This window comes from Escherichia sp. E14S1 (genome assembly GCF_004211995.1).
GTDB lineage: Bacteria > Pseudomonadota > Gammaproteobacteria > Enterobacterales > Enterobacteriaceae > Escherichia.
Map to the genome: position 1 here is coordinate 52082 of NZ_RHJQ01000010.1, position 20660 is coordinate 72741.

The window sequence follows — 20660 nt, forward strand, 5'->3', positions numbered from 1 at the left end:
GGGCTGTTTTATCGATTGTTTTGCCCCGCAGACTGCGCGCGCTTCGACGCGTCAGGCACCAGACGATAAAAAGTTTCGCCCGGCCTGGTCATGCTGAGTTCATTACGCGCACGCTCTTCGAGCGCCTCCTGGCCGCCATTGAGATCGTCAATTTCGGCAAAAAGCTGATCGTTTCGCGCTTTAAGTTTCGCGTTTGTAGCTTGCTGTGCCGCCACATCATCATTGACGCGGGTATAGTCATGTATACCGTTCTTACCGAACCACAGCGAATACTGTAGCCAGACCAGAATAGCCAGCAACAGCAGCGTTAGTTTACCCATCCTGCCCCCTGAAAAACGGCATCCTCATCCCATGCATCCGAAGACGACTCTACATCCTCTGTTGGGGATACCGCGACAACGCGGGCAAATGTACCACATTTGTCCACTGTTACGTATACCCAGGGCGCGCAGAACATAATCTCATTATTGGTTACGGTTTGAATTATGGACAGAATGAACAGGAAAGAACAGATTAGCCCAACAACCACATAAACAGTGCACCAAACATAATGCCAACGGTGATAAAAGTGAAAACAATACTGTAGCGTAATTTCCCGTCCATCAAGGAATGCAGCGCAATACCTACCACCACCGCAACAGGCATCAGCGCCAGAAAGAAAGGCCAGGTGTAGATAAATAAAAACAGCGTGTTAGAGCCATAAATCAACATCGGAATCGCCAGTGCACACAGCCAGGACACAAAACCGACCACGGCCCCTGGTAGCGACCATGTGGTTTCTTCATCCTCGGTAAGGCTATCACTATTTGTTAGTGTAATGTTATGGCTATTACGCATATCAGATCCTGTTACTTTGACGAACCGGGCATGAAAACCCGGTGGTGTCTCAGGATCTGATAATATCGTTCTGTCTCAGTAGATCTAATAATTGCTGAACCAAATTTGTTACTAATTGTTCACCATTGAGATGAATTTCTGCCGATTCAGGCGCTTCGTAAACGGAATCTATTCCGGTAAAGTTACGCAGTTCACCAGCGCGTGCTTTTTTATATAAGCCTTTTGGATCGCGAGACTCACAAATCGCCAGCGGCGTATCGACAAACACTTCGATAAACCGCCCTTCTCCTACACGTTCGCGAACCATCTGCCGTTCGGCGCGGTGTGGTGAGATAAACGCCGTCAGCACCACCAGTCCGGCTTCGACCATTAAATTCGCCACCTCACCGACCCGACGGATATTTTCTTTGCGATCGGCATCGCTAAAACCGAGATCGCTGCATAAACCGTGGCGGACATTGTCGCCATCCAGTAAATATGTACTGACGCCAAGTTTATGTAACGCCTCCTCCAGCGCCCCCGCGACCGTTGATTTACCGGAACCAGAGAGGCCGGTAAACCACAGCACAACACCTCGATGACCGTGGTGGTGCTCGCGTTGTTGTGCAGTAACCGGATGGCTATGCCAGACGACGTTTTCGTCATGCAGCGCCATCATTTACCTCCCAGTAAATCGCGCGCTCCCCAGTGCGGGAAGTGGCGGCGTACTAACGCATTCAGCTCCAGCTCGAATGCGCTAAATTCCGACGGCGCAACGGCGGCCTCGTTTTTCGGCTCATGCACCATACCGGCACCAACAGTCACGTTGCTCAGGCGATCGATAAAAATCAGCCCACCCGTCACCGGATTTTGTTGATAACGATCTAACACCAACGGCTCGTCAAAGGTGAGATCCACGAGGCCGATCCCATTCAGTGGCAGGTTTTCAACTTCACGCTGGGTAAGGTTATTAATATCAACCTGATAGTGAATACCATCAACGCGGGCGCGCGTCTTCTTACCGGCGATTTTGATGTCGTAACTCTGCCCAGGGGAAAGCGGTTGCTCCGCCATCCATACCACATCAACTGACGCGCTCTGCACTGCCGGTAACGCTTCATCTGCTGTCAGCAGCAGATCGCCACGGCTGATATCGATCTCGTCCGTCAGCACCAGGGTGATCGCTTCTCCAGCAAAAGCTTCTCCGCGATCGCCATCAAAAGTGACGATCCGCGCGATGCTTGACTCCACACCAGAGGGCAGCACTTTGACACGTTGCCCGACTTGCACGCTGCCGGAAGCCAGCGTTCCGGCGTAGCCACGAAAATCGAGATTAGGGCGGTTAACGTACTGAACCGGGAAGCGCATCGGCTGGGCATCAACCACTCGCTGAATCTCCACGGTTTCCAGCACTTCAAGTAATGTTGGGCCGCTGTACCACGGCATTCTTTCACTTTGCGAAGCTACATTGTCGCCTTCCAGCGCAGAGAGCGGCACAAAGCGAATATCCAGATTGCCCGGCAATTGTTCGGCAAAAGTCAGGTAGTCTTCACGAATGCGGGTGAATGTCTCTTCACTGTAATCCACCAGATCCATTTTGTTGATCGCTACGACCAGATGTTTGATCCCCAACAGCGTGGAGATAAAACTGTGACGACGGGTTTGATTGAGCACGCCTTTACGGGCGTCGATCAATAAGATCGCCAGCTCACACGTTGACGCGCCAGTCGCCATATTGCGGGTGTACTGCTCGTGCCCAGGGGTATCGGCGATAATAAATTTACGCTTCTCGGTGGAGAAATAGCGATAAGCCACATCGATTGTGATGCCCTGTTCGCGTTCCGCTTGCAGGCCGTCCACCAGCAGCGCCAGATCCAGTTTTTCGCCCTGGGTGCCGTGACGTTTACTGTCGTTATGCAGCGATGAGAGCTGATCTTCGTAGATTTGGCGGGTATCGTGCAGCAGGCGACCAATCAGGGTACTTTTGCCGTCATCGACGCTACCACAGGTCAGAAAACGCAGCAGGCTTTTATGTTGTTGCGCAATCATCCAGGCTTCGACGCCGCCTTCATTGGCGATTTGTTGTGCAAGTGCGGTGTTCATCTTAAAAATACCCCTGACGTTTTTTCAGCTCCATAGAGCCTGCCTGGTCGCGGTCAATCACGCGCCCCTGACGTTCACTGGTGGTGGAAACCAGCATCTCTTCGATGATCTCCGGCAGCGTTTGTGCATTCGACTCAACCGCACCGGTCAGCGGCCAGCAGCCCAGCGTGCGGAAGCGCACCATCCGTTTTTTAATCACTTCGCCCGGTTGCAGGTCGATACGGTTGTCATCAATCATCATCAACATACCGTCGCGTTCCAGAACCGGACGTTCAGCGGCGAGATACAGTGGAACAATGTCGATATTTTCCAGCCAGATGTATTGCCAGATATCCTGCTCGGTCCAGTTAGAGAGCGGGAAGACGCGGATGCTTTCGCCTTTGTTGATCTGCCCGTTATAGTTGTGCCACAACTCCGGACGCTGGTTTTTCGGATCCCAGCGATGAAATCGGTCACGGAAAGAGTAGATTCGTTCTTTGGCGCGGGACTTCTCTTCATCGCGGCGCGCACCACCGAAGGCGGCATCAAAACCGTATTTATTCAACGCCTGTTTCAAACCTTCGGTTTTCATAATGTCGGTATGTTTGGCGCTGCCGTGCACGAACGGGTTAATCCCCATCGCCACGCCTTCCGGGTTTTTATGTACCAGCAACTCGCAGCCGTAAGCTTTCGCCGTACGATCGCGGAACTCATACATCTCGCGGAATTTCCAGCCGGTATCGACATGCAGCAGTGGGAACGGCAGCGTACCAGGATAAAACGCCTTGCGCGCCAGATGCAGCATGACGCTGGAATCTTTGCCGATGGAGTAGAGCATCACCGGATTTGAGAATTCTGCCGCCACCTCGCGAATAATGTGGATGCTTTCCGCCTCCAGCTGTCGTAGGTGGGTAAGTCGTTTTTGATCCATAACCGTTCCTTTGCAATACCGCTATTTTCTTGCCATCAGATGTTTCGACTATAGGGAGCGCAGGAGAACGAATGAAATTACCAATTGGAATGAGTAGTTCCTTAACGGAATAACGCTTTGGCAAAGCAAATATCAAAAAGTGCTTAAGCTACCGAATTTCGGGCGTTTAGGAAGATTTGAAATTGTTTTAGCGCAGCGGCAGTTTCATACTATGGCGGTAAAAATTTTGCATGGTATTTAAGGACTCACTATGTTTTCCGCATTGCGCCACCGTACCGCTGCCCTGGCGCTCGGCGTATGCTTTATTCTCCCCGTTTACGCCTCATCACCTAAACTTGGTGATTTTGCCAATACACAGGCGCGACATATTGCCACTTTCTTTCCGGGACGAATGACCGGAACACCCGCAGAAATGTTATCTGCCGATTATATTCGGCAACAGTTTCAGCAAATGGGTTACCGCAGTGATATTCGAACATTTAATAGCCGATATATTTATACCGCACGCGATAACCGCAAAAACTGGCACAACGTGACGGGAAGTACGGTGATTGCCGCTCATGAAGGCAAAGCGCCGCAGCAGATCATCATTATGGCGCATCTGGATACCTATGCCCCGCAGAGCGACGCAGATGCAGATGCCAATCTCGGCGGGCTGACGTTACAAGGAATGGATGATAATGCCGCAGGTTTAGGTGTCATGCTGGAGCTGGCTGAACGCCTGAAAGATATTCCGACTGAGTATGGGATTCGTTTTATTGCCACCAGTGGTGAAGAGGAAGGGAAATTAGGTGCTGAGAATTTACTCAAGCGCATGAGTGATACCGAAAAGAAAAATACTTTATTGGTGATTAACCTCGATAATCTGATTGTTGGCGATAAGCTGTATTTCAACAGTGGCGTAAAAACACCTGAAGCAGTAAGGAAATTAACGCGCGACCGGGCGCTGGCAATTGCCCGCAGTCATGGAATTGCCGCCACCACAAATCCAGGTTTGAATAAAAACTATCCGAAAGGCACTGGGTGTTGTAATGACGCAGAAATATTCGACAAAGCGGGCATTGCTGTACTTTCGGTGGAAGCGACAAACTGGAATCTTGGGAATAAGGATGGTTATCAGCAACGAGCAAAAACAGCCGCATTCCCTGCGGGAAATAGCTGGCATGACGTAAGACTGGATAATCAACAGCATATAGATAAGGCACTTCCTGGAAGAATAGAACGCCGCTGCCGTGATGTTATGCGGATAATGTTACCGTTGGTGAAGGAGCTGGCGAAGGCGTCTTGATGGGGTTGAAAATGGGAGTTGGGAGTTCCCCGCTGGCGCGGGGAACACTTTTGCAGCCCGCGAAATCTTTACTTGCCGCTCGGTTTATCCCTGCTGGCGCGCGGAACACATTAATTTCCAGACTGGATAATATTTCCAGCGCGGTTTATCCCCGCTGGCGCGGGGAACACGGACCTATTCGCCTCATCGGTGCCTTTCTTTACGGTTTATCCCCGCTGGCGCGGGGAACACCGTTTCAATTCGCTGGCGATCGCTAAAAGCAAAGCGGCTATGAAAAAGTGAAAGGCTGGAAGCAGGAATTACACCGCGGGTAAGTAACTGACGATAAACCTTAATAGCGTCATCGACAGAATTCCGAATCCAGGCGATGCATTTCCCCTGACTTACCGCCGATTCGATACGCGCAATACACTCTTGTTCACTATGGAGCCAACCCACGCTCACGCTACGTTCAACGTCTTTGCGCGTCGCTACCCGGTGTGAATTCACATCCGATTTCGTGACATGCGTCAGCCAGGGGTAATCATCCTTTTCCAGGAACGGGGGTTCTTGCTGGCCCTCTGTACCCCGCGCAAAGGCAGCGACGAGTTTGTCACGCTGCTGTTGAGATAACGTGGCAGAAAGCAAAATGACGCTGTTTCCGCCACGCGCCTGCCGCTCAATCAGCCCTTCAAGAATGCACGACATGTAAGCGTCACAGGCGTGGATCTCATCAGCCAGCAGGATTTTGTTACTCAACCCCAGAAGCCGCAGATTATTATGTTTAAACGGCATCACCGCCATCATCGCCTGATCCAGCGTGCCGACACCAATTTCAGCCAGTAGCGCCTTCTTGTTACTGTCGGCAAACCAAGCCGCACATCCCTGACTGAACGCTTGTTCATCCGGTTCTTCTGACCCGACTAAATCACCGGACCAGAGTGATTCATTAAAGCGGTCCATTAATGTGCGGGCACTGTGTGCCAGCACCAGGCTGGGGCGGGATTCAGGCAAATAGAAAGCAAGCCAGGTTTTGACCAGCCGATCGTACATAGCATTGGCCGTTGCCATTGTTGGCAAGCCAAAAAACAAACCCTGAGCTTTCCCCGCAGCCATCAACCTGTGCGCCAGGATAAGCGCCGCTTCTGTTTTACCTGCACCGGTTACATCCTCCAGGATAAATAACTGCGGCCCTGGCTGGCTGATATCCAGATCCAGCACCTTTTGCTGTAACGGTGTCGGGTGCTCAATAAAAGGAAACAGCGTATTAATTCCGGTGAAAGGTGCAGTTTCTGCTTTTGGAGGAAAGACGGTTAATGCGTTTTGAGCCTGAACTAAAATTTTCTGCCAGTAATCTTCAATATCCATAGCACGTGCGACGCGTGGAAAAAACCGCGTTGACGAACCCGTCCAGTCTGCGAGTACGACGGTTGCAGAGATATACCAGGAAAGTTGTTTTAAAAGTTCAACGCCCTCGTCATCATCCCAGAATGCGGGGAGCTCTATTCGCGGAAACAGTGGCTTAATTGCAAGGAGAAAATCTCGCGCGGCAGCTTTGTCTTCAGGAAGAAAATTAGCCAGTTCATCAATGCGGTCAGGTGGGCGACCATGATGCCCCGTGCTCATGGGCATCCACATCGCTATTACCCGTTTAAGTTTGCGGGAAGAGAGTGAAGAGGAAGGAAGCAACTCTTCACATTCAATTAAATAATGATTCCATAACCAATAGCCCAGCGTTGAATGAGAGATCTTTTCGTAATTCTTTCTGGCGCCTTCCGGAACCTTGAGTTGTGGATGCAGGTAAAGTTGCTGAAAAGAGCGGGCAAATTTTCCAGTATCGTGCCAGCACAGCAACCAGGCGAAAAATTGTGCCGCCTGTTCCCTATCTGAAATACCTAATTGACGAAAATAGTCAGCCAGCCCGAAGCAATTGCTTTTGACCATTAAATAGCCCATTGCGGCTACATCAAGCGAATGCCAGCAAAGAAGGTGATAGTCGTCGCCACCCTCTTTCTCGCCACGTCGGGTTTTTCCCCAGAAATCAAAGAAAGTCACAATGTTTTTTATCCTTCAGTAAAACTTAAAGGATATTTACGCATATATTAAAAATTATCTGTGATATATATCGTTCAATAAAATATTTGCATTATGAATAACTCAATGATTTTCATCTGTACTATATATGAATAATAGACACAGGCATAATATTCACATGAAAAATATAAATTAAAAAAGGGTGCAGGAGACCAAACCATCACAATTCAGTACGCGGGGTTTTACCCCCGCGTGGTGGCTACTTCTTCGATTCGTAAGCGAGAACTGCCTTAAACTCCATACCACGTTCTCTGATACTCAACTCACACAACGAGTCGCCTACCATCAGCGTGAATCCCAGTACTGTACAGCACAGTACGATGATTGCCACAAGGGCATATTTTGTCAGCATGTCTTGCCTCCCTGCAAAGAAGAGACTAACATTCGAATTGTTTGGGTTCGAACGTAAGCCTCAGGTTGATAGAAATATCGCCTGGGGCTTTTGTCCATCTGGAACCTCGCGAATGCTTAACGCCAGACAGCCTCAAGCACCCAATGCCATTCTATACCTGTTAATTCTCCCTGCGACGCTCACGTTTAAATGCCGGAATGTTGCTCGCAAAATAAAAACGCCCCCATCATTTCTAACAGAGGCGTTTATTTTATCCGGAAATATTTACCCTTCGTGTAATCCACATTCCCTTTTTAAGCCAAAGAAACGCGTTTCTTCTTCCGCCATGCCAGGTTCCCATTTACGGGTTGTATGGGTATCTCCTACAGATAAATATCCTTCATCCCATAATGGGTGATATTTCAGGCCATGTTTTTGCAGGTACTGATAAATAGTTCGGTTATCCCAGTCGATAATCGGCAGCACTTTAAATACGCCACGCTGAATTGCCAGTACCGGTAAATTGGCGCGGCTTCCGGATTGCTCGCGGCGCAGGCCAGCAAACCAGGTTTGCGCATTCAGTTCTTTCAGCGCCCGGTTCATCGGTTCAACTTTGTTGATGTCATTGTATTTTTCAATGCCTTCAACGCCCTGCTCCCACAGTTTACCGTAGCGCGCTTCCTGCCAGGCGGCGCTTTCGGTAGCACGGTACACTTTCAGGTTGAGCTTGAGTTTGTCCGTTAACTCGTCAATAAAGCGGTAAGTTTCCGGGAACAGATAACCGGTATCGGTGAGGATCACCGGAATGTCCGGGTGAATCTGATTCACCAGATGCAGGCTCACCGCCGCCTGAATGCCGAAGCTGGAAGAAAGCACATATTCACCGGGCAGATTATCCAGTGCCCAGGCAACGCGGCCTTCAGCGTCCAGTTTTTCCAGTTGGGCGTTAGTTTCCGCCAGTGCCAGAATGCGATCTACCTTCGGCAGTTCGTTCAGGGCGTTTAGATCGAGTTTGGACATAGATTCCTCACTGTTTGCCTTGCCTGATGCGACGCTCACGCGTCTTATCAGGCCTACAAGACCGGGCTGATGGTTAATCCCACAAATCGCGCGCCGGGTCGAGCACCGGGCGAATGATGCCCGCACGCACCGTAAAGTCGCCGAAGCCTTCACCCGCTTCACGCTCTTTCGCCCAGCGCCCTATCAGTTCATCAAGCGACGCCAGGATTTTCGGCTCGGTGATGTTTTCTTTATACATTCGTGGGATACGTGTCCCCATGCGGTTGCCGCCAAGATGCAGGTTGTAGCGACCCGGCGCTTTACCCACCAGACCCACTTCCGCCAGCATCGCGCGACCACAACCATTCGGGCAGCCTGTTACACGCATCACGATATGCTCATCGCTAATGCCATGTTTCGCCATTAAATTATCGATGTTATCGATAAACGACGGCAGGAAACGCTCCGCTTCCGCCATCGCCAGCGGGCAAGTCGGGAATGACACGCAAGCCATTGAGTTTTCACGCTGCGGCGTGACGGCATTCATCAACCCGCTCTCTTTGGCGATCTTCTCGATCTTCGCTTTCTCACTTTCCGGTACACCGGCGATGATCAGATTCTGGTTCGCCGTAATGCGGAAATCGCCTTTGTGGATCTTCGCGATCTCCAGCAAGCCGGTTTTCAGCGGACGCCCAGGATAATCAAGGATGCGACCATTTTCGATAAACAGCGTCAGATGCCAGTTATCATCAATGCCCTTAACCCAGCCAATACGATCACCGCGTCCGGTAAACTCATACGGACGGATCGGTTCAAATTTGATCCCCGCGCGACGTTCCACTTCCGCTTTAAACGTCTCAACACCCACGCGCTCCAGCGTGTATTTGGTTTTGGCATTTTTACGATCGGTTCGGTTACCCCAGTCACGCTGAGTTGTCACGACGGCTTCCGCCACCGCCAGCGTATGCTCCAGCGGCAGATAGCCAAACTCGCTCGCCGTGCGGGCGTAGGTTTTCTTGTTACCGTGCTCCATGGAAAGCCCACCGCCCACCAACAGGTTAAAGCCCACCAACTTGCCGTTTTCAGCGATCGCCACGAAGTTCATGTCGTTGGCATGCAGATCGATATCGTTCTGCGGCGGGATCACTACCGTGGTTTTAAACTTACGCGGCAGGTAGGTCTGACCAAGGATCGGCTCTTCATCAGTAGTGGCGACTTTTTCCTGATCGAGCCAGATCTCCGCGTAAGCGCGAGTACGCGGCAGCAGATGTTCAGAGATTTTCTTCGCCCATTCATAGGCTTCCGCATGCAGCTGCGACTCGAACGGGTTCGAGGTGCACAGCACGTTACGGTTCATGTCGTTGGCGGTGGCTAACGCATCCAGACCGACCGAGTGCAGCATCTGGTGCGCAGGTTTGACGTTCTTTTTCAGAATACCGTGGAACTGAAACGTCTGACGGTTGGTCAGGCGGATGCTACCGTAAATGGTGTTTTCCACCGCAAATTTATCGATCGCCTGCCACTGTTTGGTGGTGATAACACCGCCAGGCAAACGGCAGCGCAGCATCATGGCGTGGCGCGGTTCCAGCTTCTGCTCAGCACGTTCAGCGCGGATGTCACGGTCATCCTGCTGATACATACCGTGGAAACGGATCAGCAGGAAGTTATCGCCCTTAAACCCACCGGTCAGGCCGTCATTTAAATCTTCAGCAATCGTGCCGCGCAGATAGTTGCTTTCAAGCTTCATGCGCTCGGCGTCTGCCAGTTTACCTTCGACCACTAAAGGCCCTGGATGTTTTTCGCTCATTAGTAGACATCTCGCTGATAACGGCGCTCTACGCGCAGCTCACTTAAAAATTCATCCGCCGCTTCGGTGTCCATGCCACCAAATTCGGCAATCACTTCCAGAAGTGCCTGTTCAACGTCTTTCGCCATGCGATTAGCGTCGCCGCAGACATAAATGTGGGCACCGTCATTGATCCAGCGCCACAGCTCCGCGCCCTGTTCGCGCAGTTTGTCTTGTACGTAAACTTTTTCTTTTTGATCGCGCGACCAGGCGAGATCGATGCGCGTCAGCACGCCTTCTTTCACGTAACGCTGCCATTCCACCTGGTAGAGGAAATCTTCCGTAAAGTGTGGGTTGCCGAAGAAAAGCCAGTTTTTGCCCGGCGCTTCGTCGGCGGCACGTTGCTGCATAAAGGCGCGGAACGGCGCAATACCAGTACCTGGGCCAATCATAATCACCGGGGTTTCCGGGTTAGCAGGCAGGCGGAAGTTGTCGTTATGTTCGATAAAGACGCGGACTTCGCCCTCTTCTTCCACGCGGTCCGCGAGGAAGCTGGAGGCACCACCGGCACGGGCGCGGCCTTCCACGTCGTAACGCACCACGCCAACGGTGACGTGTACTTCGTTCTCGACTTCCGCCTGCGAGGAGGCGATGGAATAGAGGCGCGGGGTCAGCGGGCGCAGCAGATTAATCAGCGCTTCGGCATCCAGTTGTGCCGGAGAGAAACGCACCATGTCGACAATCGGCGTGGTCGCGGCGTAATGCTGCAACTTCGCTTTATCGCCCACCAGCGGCAGCAGCGTTTCGCTGCGCGTTAAGGTAGCGTAGTTCTCAACGATATTGGCGGTGTTGACGGTCAGTTCGAAGTGCCACTGTAGCGCCTCATTCAACGGCAGGGTTTTGCCCTCAACGGTGACAGGTTCATCGCCTTTCAGCCACAGCAGTTCGACAAGTTCTTTCACCAGTGCCGGATCGTTCTGATACCAGACACCCAGCGCGTCACCCGGCTGATAACGCAGGCCAGAGTCGCCTAAGTCAATTTCGATATGACGAACGTCTTTTTCAGAGTTACGCCCGGTAATTTTCTGGTTAACCGAAAGGCTAGCCACCAGCGGCGCGTCTTTGCTGTACGGGCTGGTGTGGATTTCATTTAGTGCGCCAGTAGCGACGGAATGTGAAGGTGCTGCGACAGGCGCGCGCGATTTAAGCGCATCAACCACGCGGGCGCGCCACTCGCTGGCAGCGGCCTGGTATTCCACATCCGCATCAACGCGATCGAGCAGGCGTTCACCGCCCAGTTCCGCCAGCTTGCTGTCGAAATCTTTCCCGGACTGGCAGAAAAATTCATAAGAGCTATCGCCAAGGCTAAACACGGCAAACGCGGTGTTTTCCAGCTTCGGCGCTTTTTTGGAGAACAGAAACTTATGCAGCGCGACGGCTTCTTCCGGCGGTTCCCCTTCCCCTTGTGTTGACGTCACCACGATAAGCAGTTTTTCGCTGGCGATTTGTTTGAATTTATAGTCGCCCGCGTTCACCAGCTTAACGTTCAGTTTTACCGCTAATAAGTCATCGCGTAACGCTTCGGCGACCCGACGCGCATTGCCGGTTTGCGAAGCGGAGATAATAGTAATACCCGGCATTTCTGCGGCGGGCGCTGGCGTCGCTGCAAGCGTAGCAGGCTGCTGATTGAGCACGCCCCAGAAATAGCCAGAAACCCAGGCAAGCTGGGTGGGCGTTAAATCGGTCGTGGCCGCCTGGAGGCGTGCCAGTTGCTCCGGGTTCAGCGGAAGCAAAGCGGAAGGTGGGACCTGTGTCGTCATGCGTCGTTATGTTCCAGTAAGCAAAGCTGTTTATCGGCCCTGTCAGCGCCCATAAAACAGAAGAGAAGGTAAGGTTAACGGCGCGAAGGGGGTGGATTAAAGACGGGATAGCGATAACTAATAACCAAATCGACTAACCTGTTTTAGCAATAGTCTTTAACAACAAAATAGATTTATTAACTCAATGAAAAATAAATAAATATCGACCGCAATTAAGTTAAATCGGTCATTTTGCGCAACAAACCCGTTTTTAGTAATGCGAAAAAACAGGCTTTCCGGTACTCTACGGCGGTTTTATCGTCCTGTAGAGAAATTATGATGTCCACCACGTTATTTAAAGATTTCACCTTCGAAGCCGCTCACCGTCTGCCGCACGTCCCACAGGGACATAAGTGCGGGCGCTTACACGGGCATTCTTTTATGGTGCGACTGGAAATCACAGGGGAAGTCGATCCACATACGGGCTGGATTATCGATTTCGCTGAACTGAAAGCGGCGTTTAAACCAACCTACGATCGCCTCGACCACTATTACCTCAATGATATACCCGGTCTGGAAAACCCAACTAGCGAAGTTTTAGCAAAATGGATTTGGGATCAAGTTAAACCCGTTGTGCCGCTATTAAGTGCGGTGATGGTGAAAGAAACCTGCACTGCAGGCTGTATCTATCGCGGCGAATGATAAGAGTGTGTCGGCGGTCAATTTCCCTTAAGTAACGCTATGTTAGGGTGTTGCGCTCAGGATATCTGGAGCACACCATGGAAGATGACTGCGACATTATTATCATCGGTGCGGGTATAGCAGGCACCGCTTGTGCTTTACGTTGCGCGCGGGCAGGTTTGTCCGTTCTGTTACTGGAACGCGCTGAAATTCCCGGCAGTAAAAACCTTTCCGGCGGGCGTTTATATACCCATGCGCTCGCTGAACTCCTCCCGCAATTTCATCTGACCGCGCCCCTTGAGCGTCGCATCACCCACGAAAGCCTTTCTTTATTAACACCAGATGGTGCCACGACATTTTCCAGCTTACTGCCCAACGGCGAGTCATGGAGCGTGTTACGCCCGCGATTCGATCCGTGGCTGGTTGCCGAAGCCGAAAAAGAAGGTGTCGAGTGTATCCCTGGTGCGACGGTAGATGCGCTGTATGAAGAAAACGGCAGAGTGTGTGGCGTTATCTGTGGTGACGATATTCTCCGCACCCGTTATGTCGTCCTGGCAGAAGGTGCCAATAGCCTCCTGGCGGAACGCCACGGATTAGTTACCCGCCCTGCTGGCGAATCAATGGCGTTAGGAATCAAAGAAGTGCTGGCGCTGGAACCATCCGCTATTGAAGAACGTTTTCATCTGGAGAATAACGAAGGCGCAGCGTTGCTGTTCAGCGGCGAAATCTGTGATGACTTGCCCGGCGGCGCATTTCTTTATACTAATCAACAAACGCTCTCGTTAGGGATTGTTTGCCCGCTCTCTTCCCTTACGCAAAGTCGTGTTCCGGCAAGCGAGCTGCTGGCCCGCTTTAAAACGCATCCAGCAGTGCGCCCGCTTATCAAAAACACGGAATCGCTGGAGTATGGCGCGCATCTGGTGCCAGAAGGTGGCCTGCACAGTATGCCGGTGCAATACGCCGGTAACGGCTGGCTACTGGTGGGCGATGCGTTACGCAGTTGCGTCAATACCGGAATTTCCGTACGCGGCATGGATATGGCGCTGACTGGCGCACAGGCGGCGGCACAAACGCTGATAAGCGCCTGCCAGCACCGCGAGCCGCAAAATCTGTTTCCGCTTTATCATCAAAACATAGAACGCAGTCAGCTGTGGGATGTTCTACAACGTTATCAGCATGTTCCGGCGCTTTTGCAACGCCCGGGATGGTACCGTGCGTGGCCTGCGTTAATGCAGGATATTTCCCGTGATTTATGGAATCAGGGGGATAAACCTGTTCCGCCGCTGCGCCAGTTACTCTGGCGTCATATACGTCGTCATGGCCTGTGGCATCTGGCGGGCGATGTTATCAGGAGTCTGCGATGTCTGTAGCCCGTAATCTCTGGCGCGTTGCTGATGCGCCGCACATTGTTCCGGCTGACTCCGTTGAGCGTCAGACGGCAGAACGATTGATTAACGCCTGTCCGGCAGGTCTTTTTTCGCTCACGCCGGAAGGGGACTTGCGTGTTGATTATCGCGGTTGCCTTGAGTGCGGAACCTGCCGTTTGCTGTGCGACGAAAAAACACTACAACAGTGGCGCTATCCGCCTTCCGGATTCGGCATCACCTACCGCTTTGGATAAATAATAAGGATAATTTATGTCCCTCCTACACCTGCTCCGCCAGAATCCGGTGATTGCTGCCGTTAAAGATAATGCCAGCCTGCAACTGGCAATCGATTCTGAATGCCAGTTTATTTCCGTGTTGTACGGCAATATCTGCACCATCAGCCATATCGTTAAAAAAATTAAGAACGCCGGGAAATATGCCTTTATTCATGTCGATTTGCTGGAAGGTGCATCGAACAAAGAAGTGGTGATTCAGTTTCTGAAACTGGTGACCGAAGCGGACGGCATTATCAGCACGAAAGCATCGATGCTGAAAGCGGCAAGAGCGGAAGGTTTTTTCTGTATTCATCGCCTGTTTATTGTCGATTCGATTTCGTTTCACAACATTGATAAGCAGGTTGCGCAATCGAACCCAGATTGTATTGAGATCCTCCCAGGCTGCATGCCCAAAGTGCTGGGCTGGGTGACGGAGAAAATCCGCCAACCGCTGATTGCTGGTGGGTTGGTGTGCGATGAAGAAGATGCGCGTAATGCGATTAACGCGGGTGTCGTGGCGCTTTCCACCACGAATACCGGGGTCTGGACGTTAGCGAAAAAATTGCTTTGACGGGATAATCGTAACGAATTGAATTTGTGTGATTTGTAGGCTGCACGCCAAATCCGGCATTCAGCGCCTGATGCGACGCTTGACGCGTCTTATCAGGCCAACAAGTCCCGAGCCTGGCCCCCGTCCACGCCGCATCCGGCTGTACGTTATTGGCAATCTGCGTGAATGTTTGTCACCAGTGCCTCCAGCACGGCTTTCCAGTCATCTACCACACCAACATCTGCCTGCGAAAATACCGCCGCGCTGGCGTCATGATTAATCGCCACCACAAACTTACTATTACGTACGCCCGCCATTAACGCTGCCGCACCGGATGCGCCCGCCACAATGCAAACATCTGGCGCCAACAAATGCCCGGAAATGCCAATGACCTTTTCGGCTTCAAAGCCACCGTTCATCACTCGCGCCCGACTGTAGCCCACTTCTGCCCCCAGCTTTTCAGCCAGTGTAGCGATGTCATGGCTATCTGCCTCGCCGCCCTGCCCCACTACCAGTACTCGTCTGGCCTCAGCTAATGGATCGCGGGTAACATTTTTAAGATCCTCTGTGCTAACCAGCCAGTCGGGAAGCGCCCCGGGAACAATGTTCAGTTGCTGCATACCAGAGGGCAACGTGGCGTTTTTCGCTGCTCCCACCTGACGAGCCAGCGAAAGGCATAGCGGGCGTTTTTCTGTTTGCAACGTCGCCGTTAGCGCATTTCCCCAGTGGGATTTGCGCACGCTTACGGTTGGAATATCTAACGAAGTCACCTGGCAGATGCTTGCACCATGTAAACGCCAGGCCAGCCGGGTCGACAGTTCATCACCAAACGTTCCCGGCGGAAAGAGAACAACGTCCACAGGCGTTCGCTGCCACTGTTCTACCAGCGCATCCAGCACCTGTTCCGCGACCATCGGCTGCGGCTCGATTTGCCAGTGCGTTAGTGTGCTGCCGCTGAAATCCTGCTCCGCCAGCCAGCCCGCTATTGCGGCATGTTCCTGATTTATTGTCACAATTGCGATATTCATGGCTGCATCCTTTGGCGTAAATAGTCCTGCCATAGCTTTTGCGCTTTTTCTGCTACCGTTTGCCCATCAATCAGCGTCGCTCTGCGTCGTTGCTCTGGCCTTGCCAGTTGCAGGCACTGCATCGCTGGCGATTCAGCAGCAACAGTTTTGCGGATAATTTCCGCTTTCCCCGCCGTCATACGCTGGCGCATTCCCGGTACTGGCAAGGCCACTTCGCCACACTGGCGCACAGCAATCACCGCGGGCAAGCGGACACGACAACAGCGCAGCCCATTTTCAGTACGCTGTTCGAGGGTGATAAACGGCGCGTCGAGAGTGAAACGCTCCACCTGGGTGAAACAGGGCCAGCCCAGCATTTCCGCCAGCAAAAATGGCGTTTGCCCATTCTGTCCTTCGCTGCTTTGGCAGCCGGTAATTAGCAGATCCAGCGGATTCTGGCGCTGCCATTCGGCAATATGCCAGGCGACAAATTCCGGCGCAAAGCGCAGATCTGCCGCCGTCTCCAGCAATACAGCTTCCTCAAACCCAAGAGCCATGAGATAGCGCAGCCAGTGCAACACCCGTTCATCGCCTATGCTCAACGCGGTTAAAGTCATCGGCGTGCCATTTTTTCTCTGCGCCAACAACAGCGCGGCTGCGGCCTGTTCATCAGCACCGAGTAAACTTCGCAGTAGCGAAACATCCGGTCCGCTATTACCCTGAGCCGCCGCCAGCCACTCTTTTTCCGCCAGCATCCCGGCATCCGGTTCGGCTTTAAACGCTAACAGTATGTTCATTCGCACCTCATACATTTCCCGCCGCCACCAGCGGGAGGGCTTTAGTTTCTGGTGCCCATAGCCAGGTCACGACAAAACCAACTAACAACACTGCCGCCAGGATCAATAAGGTAACTTGCATCCCCCACTGCGCCAGAATCCACGGCAGCAGACCCGTACTTACCGCCGCGCCAAGTCGACTCATGGCAGTGGCAAAACCGACGCCCAGCGAGCGAATGTCAGTAGGAAAACTTTCCGCAGGCAAAATGCCCACCAGATTACTGACCGCCGAAATGGTGGTACTGAAGAGAACAAAAAGCAGCAGCGTTAATGAACTGCCGGAAGGCAAACAGGCCATCACTACCAGCGTTGCCGCCAGCAGCAAAAAACTTCCCAGCAAAAATTTGCGATGTGCCAGCAAGTGCGTCAGAACTAATCCCAGCAGCGCGCCCACAATTAACAACGCATTAAGCATCAGGCTGGCAGTCAGCGCATCTTCCAGACCAATAGTTTGGGCAATGGTCGGCAGCCAGGTATAAATCACAAACCATGGGATTACGAGGCAGACAAAGAAGACGCTGTTAAACGCCGTGCGCCGCCAGTAGCGCGAAGAGAACAAGGTTTTGATGTGTTTATGGGTCGCCGCTGCCACTTCATCGCCCAATAAAACATGGGGACCAAAATAGCGATGTACGATAGCGTGAGCTTCTGCAAAACGTCCCTGGCGAAGTAGCCAGCGTGGCGATTCTGGCGTTCCCCAGCGTAATAACGTAATCAACAACGCGGGCAGAGCTGCCGATGCCAGCAGCCAGCGCCAGGCTTCCGGGTTTTCGGAAATAAAGTGATGTCCGGCAATACTTGCCAACACATAGCCTACGGTCCACACCACGCTGAACGCGCCCAGCAAAATACCGCGATGGCGGCGCGGGGAAAATTCAGCCAGCAAGGTATGACCTACTGAGTAATCGCCTCCCAGACCAATGCCAATCAAAATGCGCAGTCCAATAAGATGCTCTGGCGTGGTGGCAAAAAATTGTAAAAACGAAGCAAGCGTAATCAGCAAAAAACTGAAGGTGAAGATTTTTTGTCGCCCAATATGGTCGGAGATCCACCCCAAAACCAGGCTGCCGATAAACAGGCCAAGTAACGCCGAGCCGCCAATCATACCCGCCATAAACGGCGTCAGTTGCATGGCTGGAGTAAGCTGAATAATGGCGTAATCAATGACGCCGAGGACATAACCGTCGGTCAGGTGCGCACCGAAAGTGAGCGCAGCAATGCGGCAGTGAAAACGGTTAAGTGGTAAATCATCCATTCGCACCGGTGAAGTGTTCATCTTTACCCCTTCATTGTCCGGTAATAAGAACGGCTTCCCGGTTGAGAAGCCGAAAAGGCAACGCCCCGACATCACGGGACGCTGCCTGACACATTATTTTTCAATCGGATAGATAGTACCCGTATTCATAATGCCGTTAGGATCGAACTGCTTTTTCAGCCCTTCCAGCAACGCCCACGCGCTGCCGTGTTCCAGCTTGCTCCAGTGAACGCGATGTTTACCAATGCCGTGGTGGTGCACCATCGAACCACCGAGGCGAATAGTTTCTTCGCAGATGATTTTGTTGAGCGGATTGTGGTACTTGTCGATTTCCTCTTCCGGCTTACAGTCAACGACGTTGTAGTCGTAGACGAAGTACATGTTGGTGCCGTTCTGGTAGCTATGAGAGGAGTGACCGCCCAGCATGGTGATGTCGTCGGCGTGCGGGAACTCGGTACGAATACGGTTAATAACGCTTTCGTAGATTTCGTGGATGCAGCTCCAGCAGCCGGAGACTTCGGTGGTAAAGCCCATGTTGCCGGTTTTGAGGATCTGCACACGTTCGGCGGCAACTTTATCTAGTCCCCAGTTCAGATTGTTAAACCAGGTTTCAATCAGTTTGCTGTCTACACGCTGGCATTGCGGGTAGCGGGCAACGATTTCCGCAATCCCTTCGCCCGTCGCCTTCGCAATGCGAGGGTTACCTTCAGCCATAAAGATCAGCACGCATTTACCGTCGGCAAAATGGGTGAAGTGTTGGGTGCCATCTTCAGCGTCATACAAACGAGCGATCGACGGACGATACCCTTCCACCATGATTTCACGCAGGATGTTGAAGCCGGTTTTCATGTCTTCCAGGATATAGCCGTAGAAGAGGTTGTTTTCTGGGGTGAATTTAAAGATTTTCACTGTTACTTCAGTGATATAGCACAATGCACCTTCGTTGCCGATGATGATGTGACGAATGTCCGGGCCAGCCGCGCGGCGTGGCACGTTTTTAATGCGTGTCACGGTGCCATCAGCCAATACTGCTTCCAGACCAACGACCATATCTTCGATTGCGCCGTAGAGTGTGGAGAACTGCCCGATACTGCGGGTTGCTACCAGGCCGCCCATCTGCGCCAGCGGTTTTGATTGCGGAGAATGCCCTGTGGTGTAACCTTTTTCACGCAACGCGTTTTCCAGCACCTCCAGCGGAACGCCACATTGCGCCGTGGCCTGCATATTCTCAATATCAATATTAATGATTTGATTCATGGCGGAGCCGTCGAGCACCACCGAGTTTTCCACAACGGTTTCCAGTCCCCCCTCGGTGGCGGAAGCGCCGGTACGCGGCACACCATTAATTTTGTGCGCATTCATAAAATTCAGCACACGGGAGACTTGTTCTGTGGAACCGAGTTTTACGACCGCTGCCGGAATCGGCAAAGTATAAATGCCATGAATATCCGGAAATTTACGAAAACGGTCAATACTGTTCTTCTTTAATACTGTTTCATCGGTAATTACGCGATCTGCACCAACAATTTCCTTTAGCTGGTCGACAATCGCTGCGCGAGATAAAGACATAGTAATTCCTTCCTGGTAATAAAAATGGAATAATCATTAATAAGAGAAAACAGAAACCACCGTTATGGATTAGCGCACTAAATAACCGCCATCAACCACTAATAAATGTCCGTTGACATAATTTGAAGCCGGACTTGCGAGGAATACGGCTGCGCCCATTAAATCCTGAGTGTCGCCCCAACGGTTTGCCGGAATATGATCAAGAACGCGCTGGTTAGTTTCTGGATTACTACGGGTCGCCAGAGTGATATCGGTAGCGTAATATCCCGGAGCAATACCATTCACCTGAATATTATATTGACCTAATTCATCGCAATAGGCTTTGGTGAATCCGGCAAGAGCATGTTTAGTGGCAGAATATGCAGGTGACCATTGTCCACCTAAGTAAGAGAACAATGAACAGATATTAATGATTTTACCGCTTTTCTGCGGGATCATAATTTTTGCCGCTTCATAGCTTAACTCGAATGCGGCGGTCAGGTTCACATCAATCATTGGATCCCAGTCGGCACGACCGAAGTCCAGCACTTTATTCAGCTTACAAATACCGGCATTGTTAACCAGAATATCAACGGTACCGAAGCGCTCACAGCAGGCAGCGATAATCTTCTGCGGTGCGCCTTCTGCGGTGATATCCACCTGCATAAAGTCCACTTCAACACCCTGTTTTTCAATCATTTCCTTTGTTTCGCCGTTATCTTTGACAAAACTTGGAATAAAAATATTTGCGCCAGCTTTGGCCAACGCCATTGCAAATGCCTGACCTAAACCGCTATTCCCGCCGGTAACAATTGCTGTTTTACCTTTCAGGGAGAAAAAATCCATTGAGAACGCATTGAGAGATTCGATTGACATAGTTAGCTCCAATTTCCGTAAGGCAAAAAAAAAGAAAGGTAACTTCCCCCGCGAGAGGGAAGTTACCTTTCTCATTATCTCTGGTAACTGGAGATAATTTTTAGCATAAGGGCATAACTGCTAATGTGATCGTAATCACAGTGTGCTGTTCGTATTATAA

At 51.6% G+C, this 20660-nt stretch carries 19 protein-coding genes and 1 pseudogene; 5 read left to right on the forward strand and 15 right to left on the reverse strand.

Features of this window, described 5'->3' with window-relative positions:
- Nucleotides 1-8: 8 nt before the first annotated feature.
- The 5 genes from ftsB to cysD all read right to left on the reverse strand — a co-directional run bounded on the left by ftsB (nt 9) and on the right by cysD (nt 3829).
- Nucleotides 9-320 carry a cell division protein FtsB gene (ftsB, locus tag D9734_RS11875; protein ID WP_000517476.1) on the reverse strand — a complete coding sequence of 104 codons (312 nt, stop codon included), beginning with the start codon at nt 318-320 and terminating at the stop codon, nt 9-11.
- 193 nt (nt 321-513) lie between these two features.
- On the reverse strand, nt 514-837 hold the full coding sequence (locus D9734_RS11880) for a DUF3561 family protein (RefSeq protein WP_130207662.1): 324 nt from the start codon (nt 835-837) through the stop codon (nt 514-516).
- Between the two features lie 49 nt (nt 838-886).
- The gene (cysC, locus tag D9734_RS11885) at nt 887-1492 is read right to left on the reverse strand and encodes an adenylyl-sulfate kinase (protein ID WP_130208047.1); all 606 of its coding nucleotides are present in this window, start codon (nt 1490-1492) and stop codon (nt 887-889) included.
- On the reverse strand, nt 1492-2919 hold the full coding sequence (cysN, locus tag D9734_RS11890; protein ID WP_130207663.1) for a sulfate adenylyltransferase subunit CysN: 1428 nt from the start codon (nt 2917-2919) through the stop codon (nt 1492-1494). The genes cysC and cysN overlap by 1 nt, the downstream gene beginning before the upstream one ends.
- 1 nt (nt 2920) lies before the next feature.
- Nucleotides 2921-3829 (reverse strand): sulfate adenylyltransferase subunit CysD, encoded by a 909-nt coding sequence (gene cysD / locus D9734_RS11895; RefSeq protein ID WP_000372392.1) that lies wholly within the window; start codon nt 3827-3829, stop codon nt 2921-2923.
- Nucleotides 3830-4079: 250 nt separating this feature from the next.
- Here cysD and iap point away from each other — a divergent pair, with 250 nt between their 5' ends.
- Nucleotides 4080-5117 (forward strand): alkaline phosphatase isozyme conversion aminopeptidase, encoded by a 1038-nt coding sequence (gene iap / locus D9734_RS11900; protein ID WP_130207664.1) that lies wholly within the window; start codon nt 4080-4082, stop codon nt 5115-5117.
- Nucleotides 5118-5351: 234 nt separating this feature from the next.
- Here iap and cas3 read toward each other — a convergent pair.
- The 5 genes and pseudogenes from cas3 to cysJ all read right to left on the reverse strand — a co-directional run.
- Nucleotides 5352-7195 (reverse strand): annotated as a pseudogene (cas3, locus tag D9734_RS11905) (CRISPR-associated helicase Cas3'); the annotation flags it as partial.
- A 194-nt stretch (nt 7196-7389) separates the two neighbouring features.
- Nucleotides 7390-7542, reverse strand: a complete 153-nt coding sequence (locus tag D9734_RS11910) for a Hok/Gef family protein (RefSeq protein WP_000956458.1) — start codon at nt 7540-7542, stop codon at nt 7390-7392.
- 264 nt (nt 7543-7806) lie between these two features.
- Nucleotides 7807-8541, reverse strand: a complete 735-nt coding sequence (cysH, locus tag D9734_RS11920; RefSeq protein WP_000039859.1) for a phosphoadenosine phosphosulfate reductase — start codon at nt 8539-8541, stop codon at nt 7807-7809.
- A gap of 73 nt (nt 8542-8614) precedes the next feature.
- The gene (cysI, locus tag D9734_RS11925; protein WP_130207665.1) at nt 8615-10327 is read right to left on the reverse strand and encodes an assimilatory sulfite reductase (NADPH) hemoprotein subunit; all 1713 of its coding nucleotides are present in this window, start codon (nt 10325-10327) and stop codon (nt 8615-8617) included.
- A complete protein-coding gene (gene cysJ, locus D9734_RS11930; protein WP_130207666.1) occupies nt 10327-12126 on the reverse strand; it encodes an NADPH-dependent assimilatory sulfite reductase flavoprotein subunit in 1800 nt (599 codons plus the stop codon). Before cysJ ends, cysI begins: the two co-directional genes overlap by 1 nt.
- A gap of 315 nt (nt 12127-12441) precedes the next feature.
- Between cysJ and queD the strand changes: the two genes are divergently transcribed.
- From queD to D9734_RS11950, 4 genes are all read left to right on the forward strand, one after another.
- Nucleotides 12442-12807 carry a 6-carboxytetrahydropterin synthase QueD gene (gene queD / locus D9734_RS11935; RefSeq protein ID WP_016159619.1) on the forward strand — a complete coding sequence of 122 codons (366 nt, stop codon included), beginning with the start codon at nt 12442-12444 and terminating at the stop codon, nt 12805-12807.
- 77 nt (nt 12808-12884) lie between these two features.
- Nucleotides 12885-14156 carry an FAD-dependent oxidoreductase gene (locus D9734_RS11940; protein ID WP_130207667.1) on the forward strand — a complete coding sequence of 424 codons (1272 nt, stop codon included), beginning with the start codon at nt 12885-12887 and terminating at the stop codon, nt 14154-14156.
- Complete coding sequence (locus D9734_RS11945) at nt 14147-14407, forward strand: ferredoxin family protein (RefSeq protein WP_130207668.1); 261 nt, start codon at nt 14147-14149, stop codon at nt 14405-14407. The genes D9734_RS11940 and D9734_RS11945 overlap by 10 nt, the downstream gene beginning before the upstream one ends.
- Nucleotides 14408-14423: 16 nt before the next feature.
- A complete protein-coding gene (locus tag D9734_RS11950; RefSeq protein ID WP_130207669.1) occupies nt 14424-14999 on the forward strand; it encodes a glycerol-3-phosphate responsive antiterminator in 576 nt (191 codons plus the stop codon).
- 146 nt (nt 15000-15145) lie between these two features.
- Here D9734_RS11950 and D9734_RS11955 read toward each other — a convergent pair whose 3' ends face one another.
- The 5 genes from D9734_RS11955 to D9734_RS11975 form a co-directional block, all read right to left on the reverse strand.
- Nucleotides 15146-16006, reverse strand: a complete 861-nt coding sequence (locus tag D9734_RS11955) for an electron transfer flavoprotein subunit alpha/FixB family protein (protein ID WP_130207670.1) — start codon at nt 16004-16006, stop codon at nt 15146-15148.
- Complete coding sequence (locus D9734_RS11960) at nt 16003-16782, reverse strand: electron transfer flavoprotein subunit beta/FixA family protein (protein WP_130207671.1); 780 nt, start codon at nt 16780-16782, stop codon at nt 16003-16005. Before D9734_RS11960 ends, D9734_RS11955 begins: the two co-directional genes overlap by 4 nt.
- Before the next feature lie 7 nt (nt 16783-16789).
- On the reverse strand, nt 16790-18169 hold the full coding sequence (locus D9734_RS11965; protein ID WP_165383282.1) for an MFS transporter: 1380 nt from the start codon (nt 18167-18169) through the stop codon (nt 16790-16792).
- Nucleotides 18170-18190: 21 nt separating this feature from the next.
- Nucleotides 18191-19645, reverse strand: coding sequence for an FAD-binding oxidoreductase (locus tag D9734_RS11970; RefSeq protein WP_130207673.1), 1455 nt, complete (start codon nt 19643-19645; stop codon nt 18191-18193).
- Nucleotides 19646-19714: 69 nt separating this feature from the next.
- Nucleotides 19715-20500, reverse strand: a complete 786-nt coding sequence (locus D9734_RS11975) for an SDR family oxidoreductase (RefSeq protein ID WP_000021321.1) — start codon at nt 20498-20500, stop codon at nt 19715-19717.
- Nucleotides 20501-20660 lie beyond the last annotated feature (160 nt).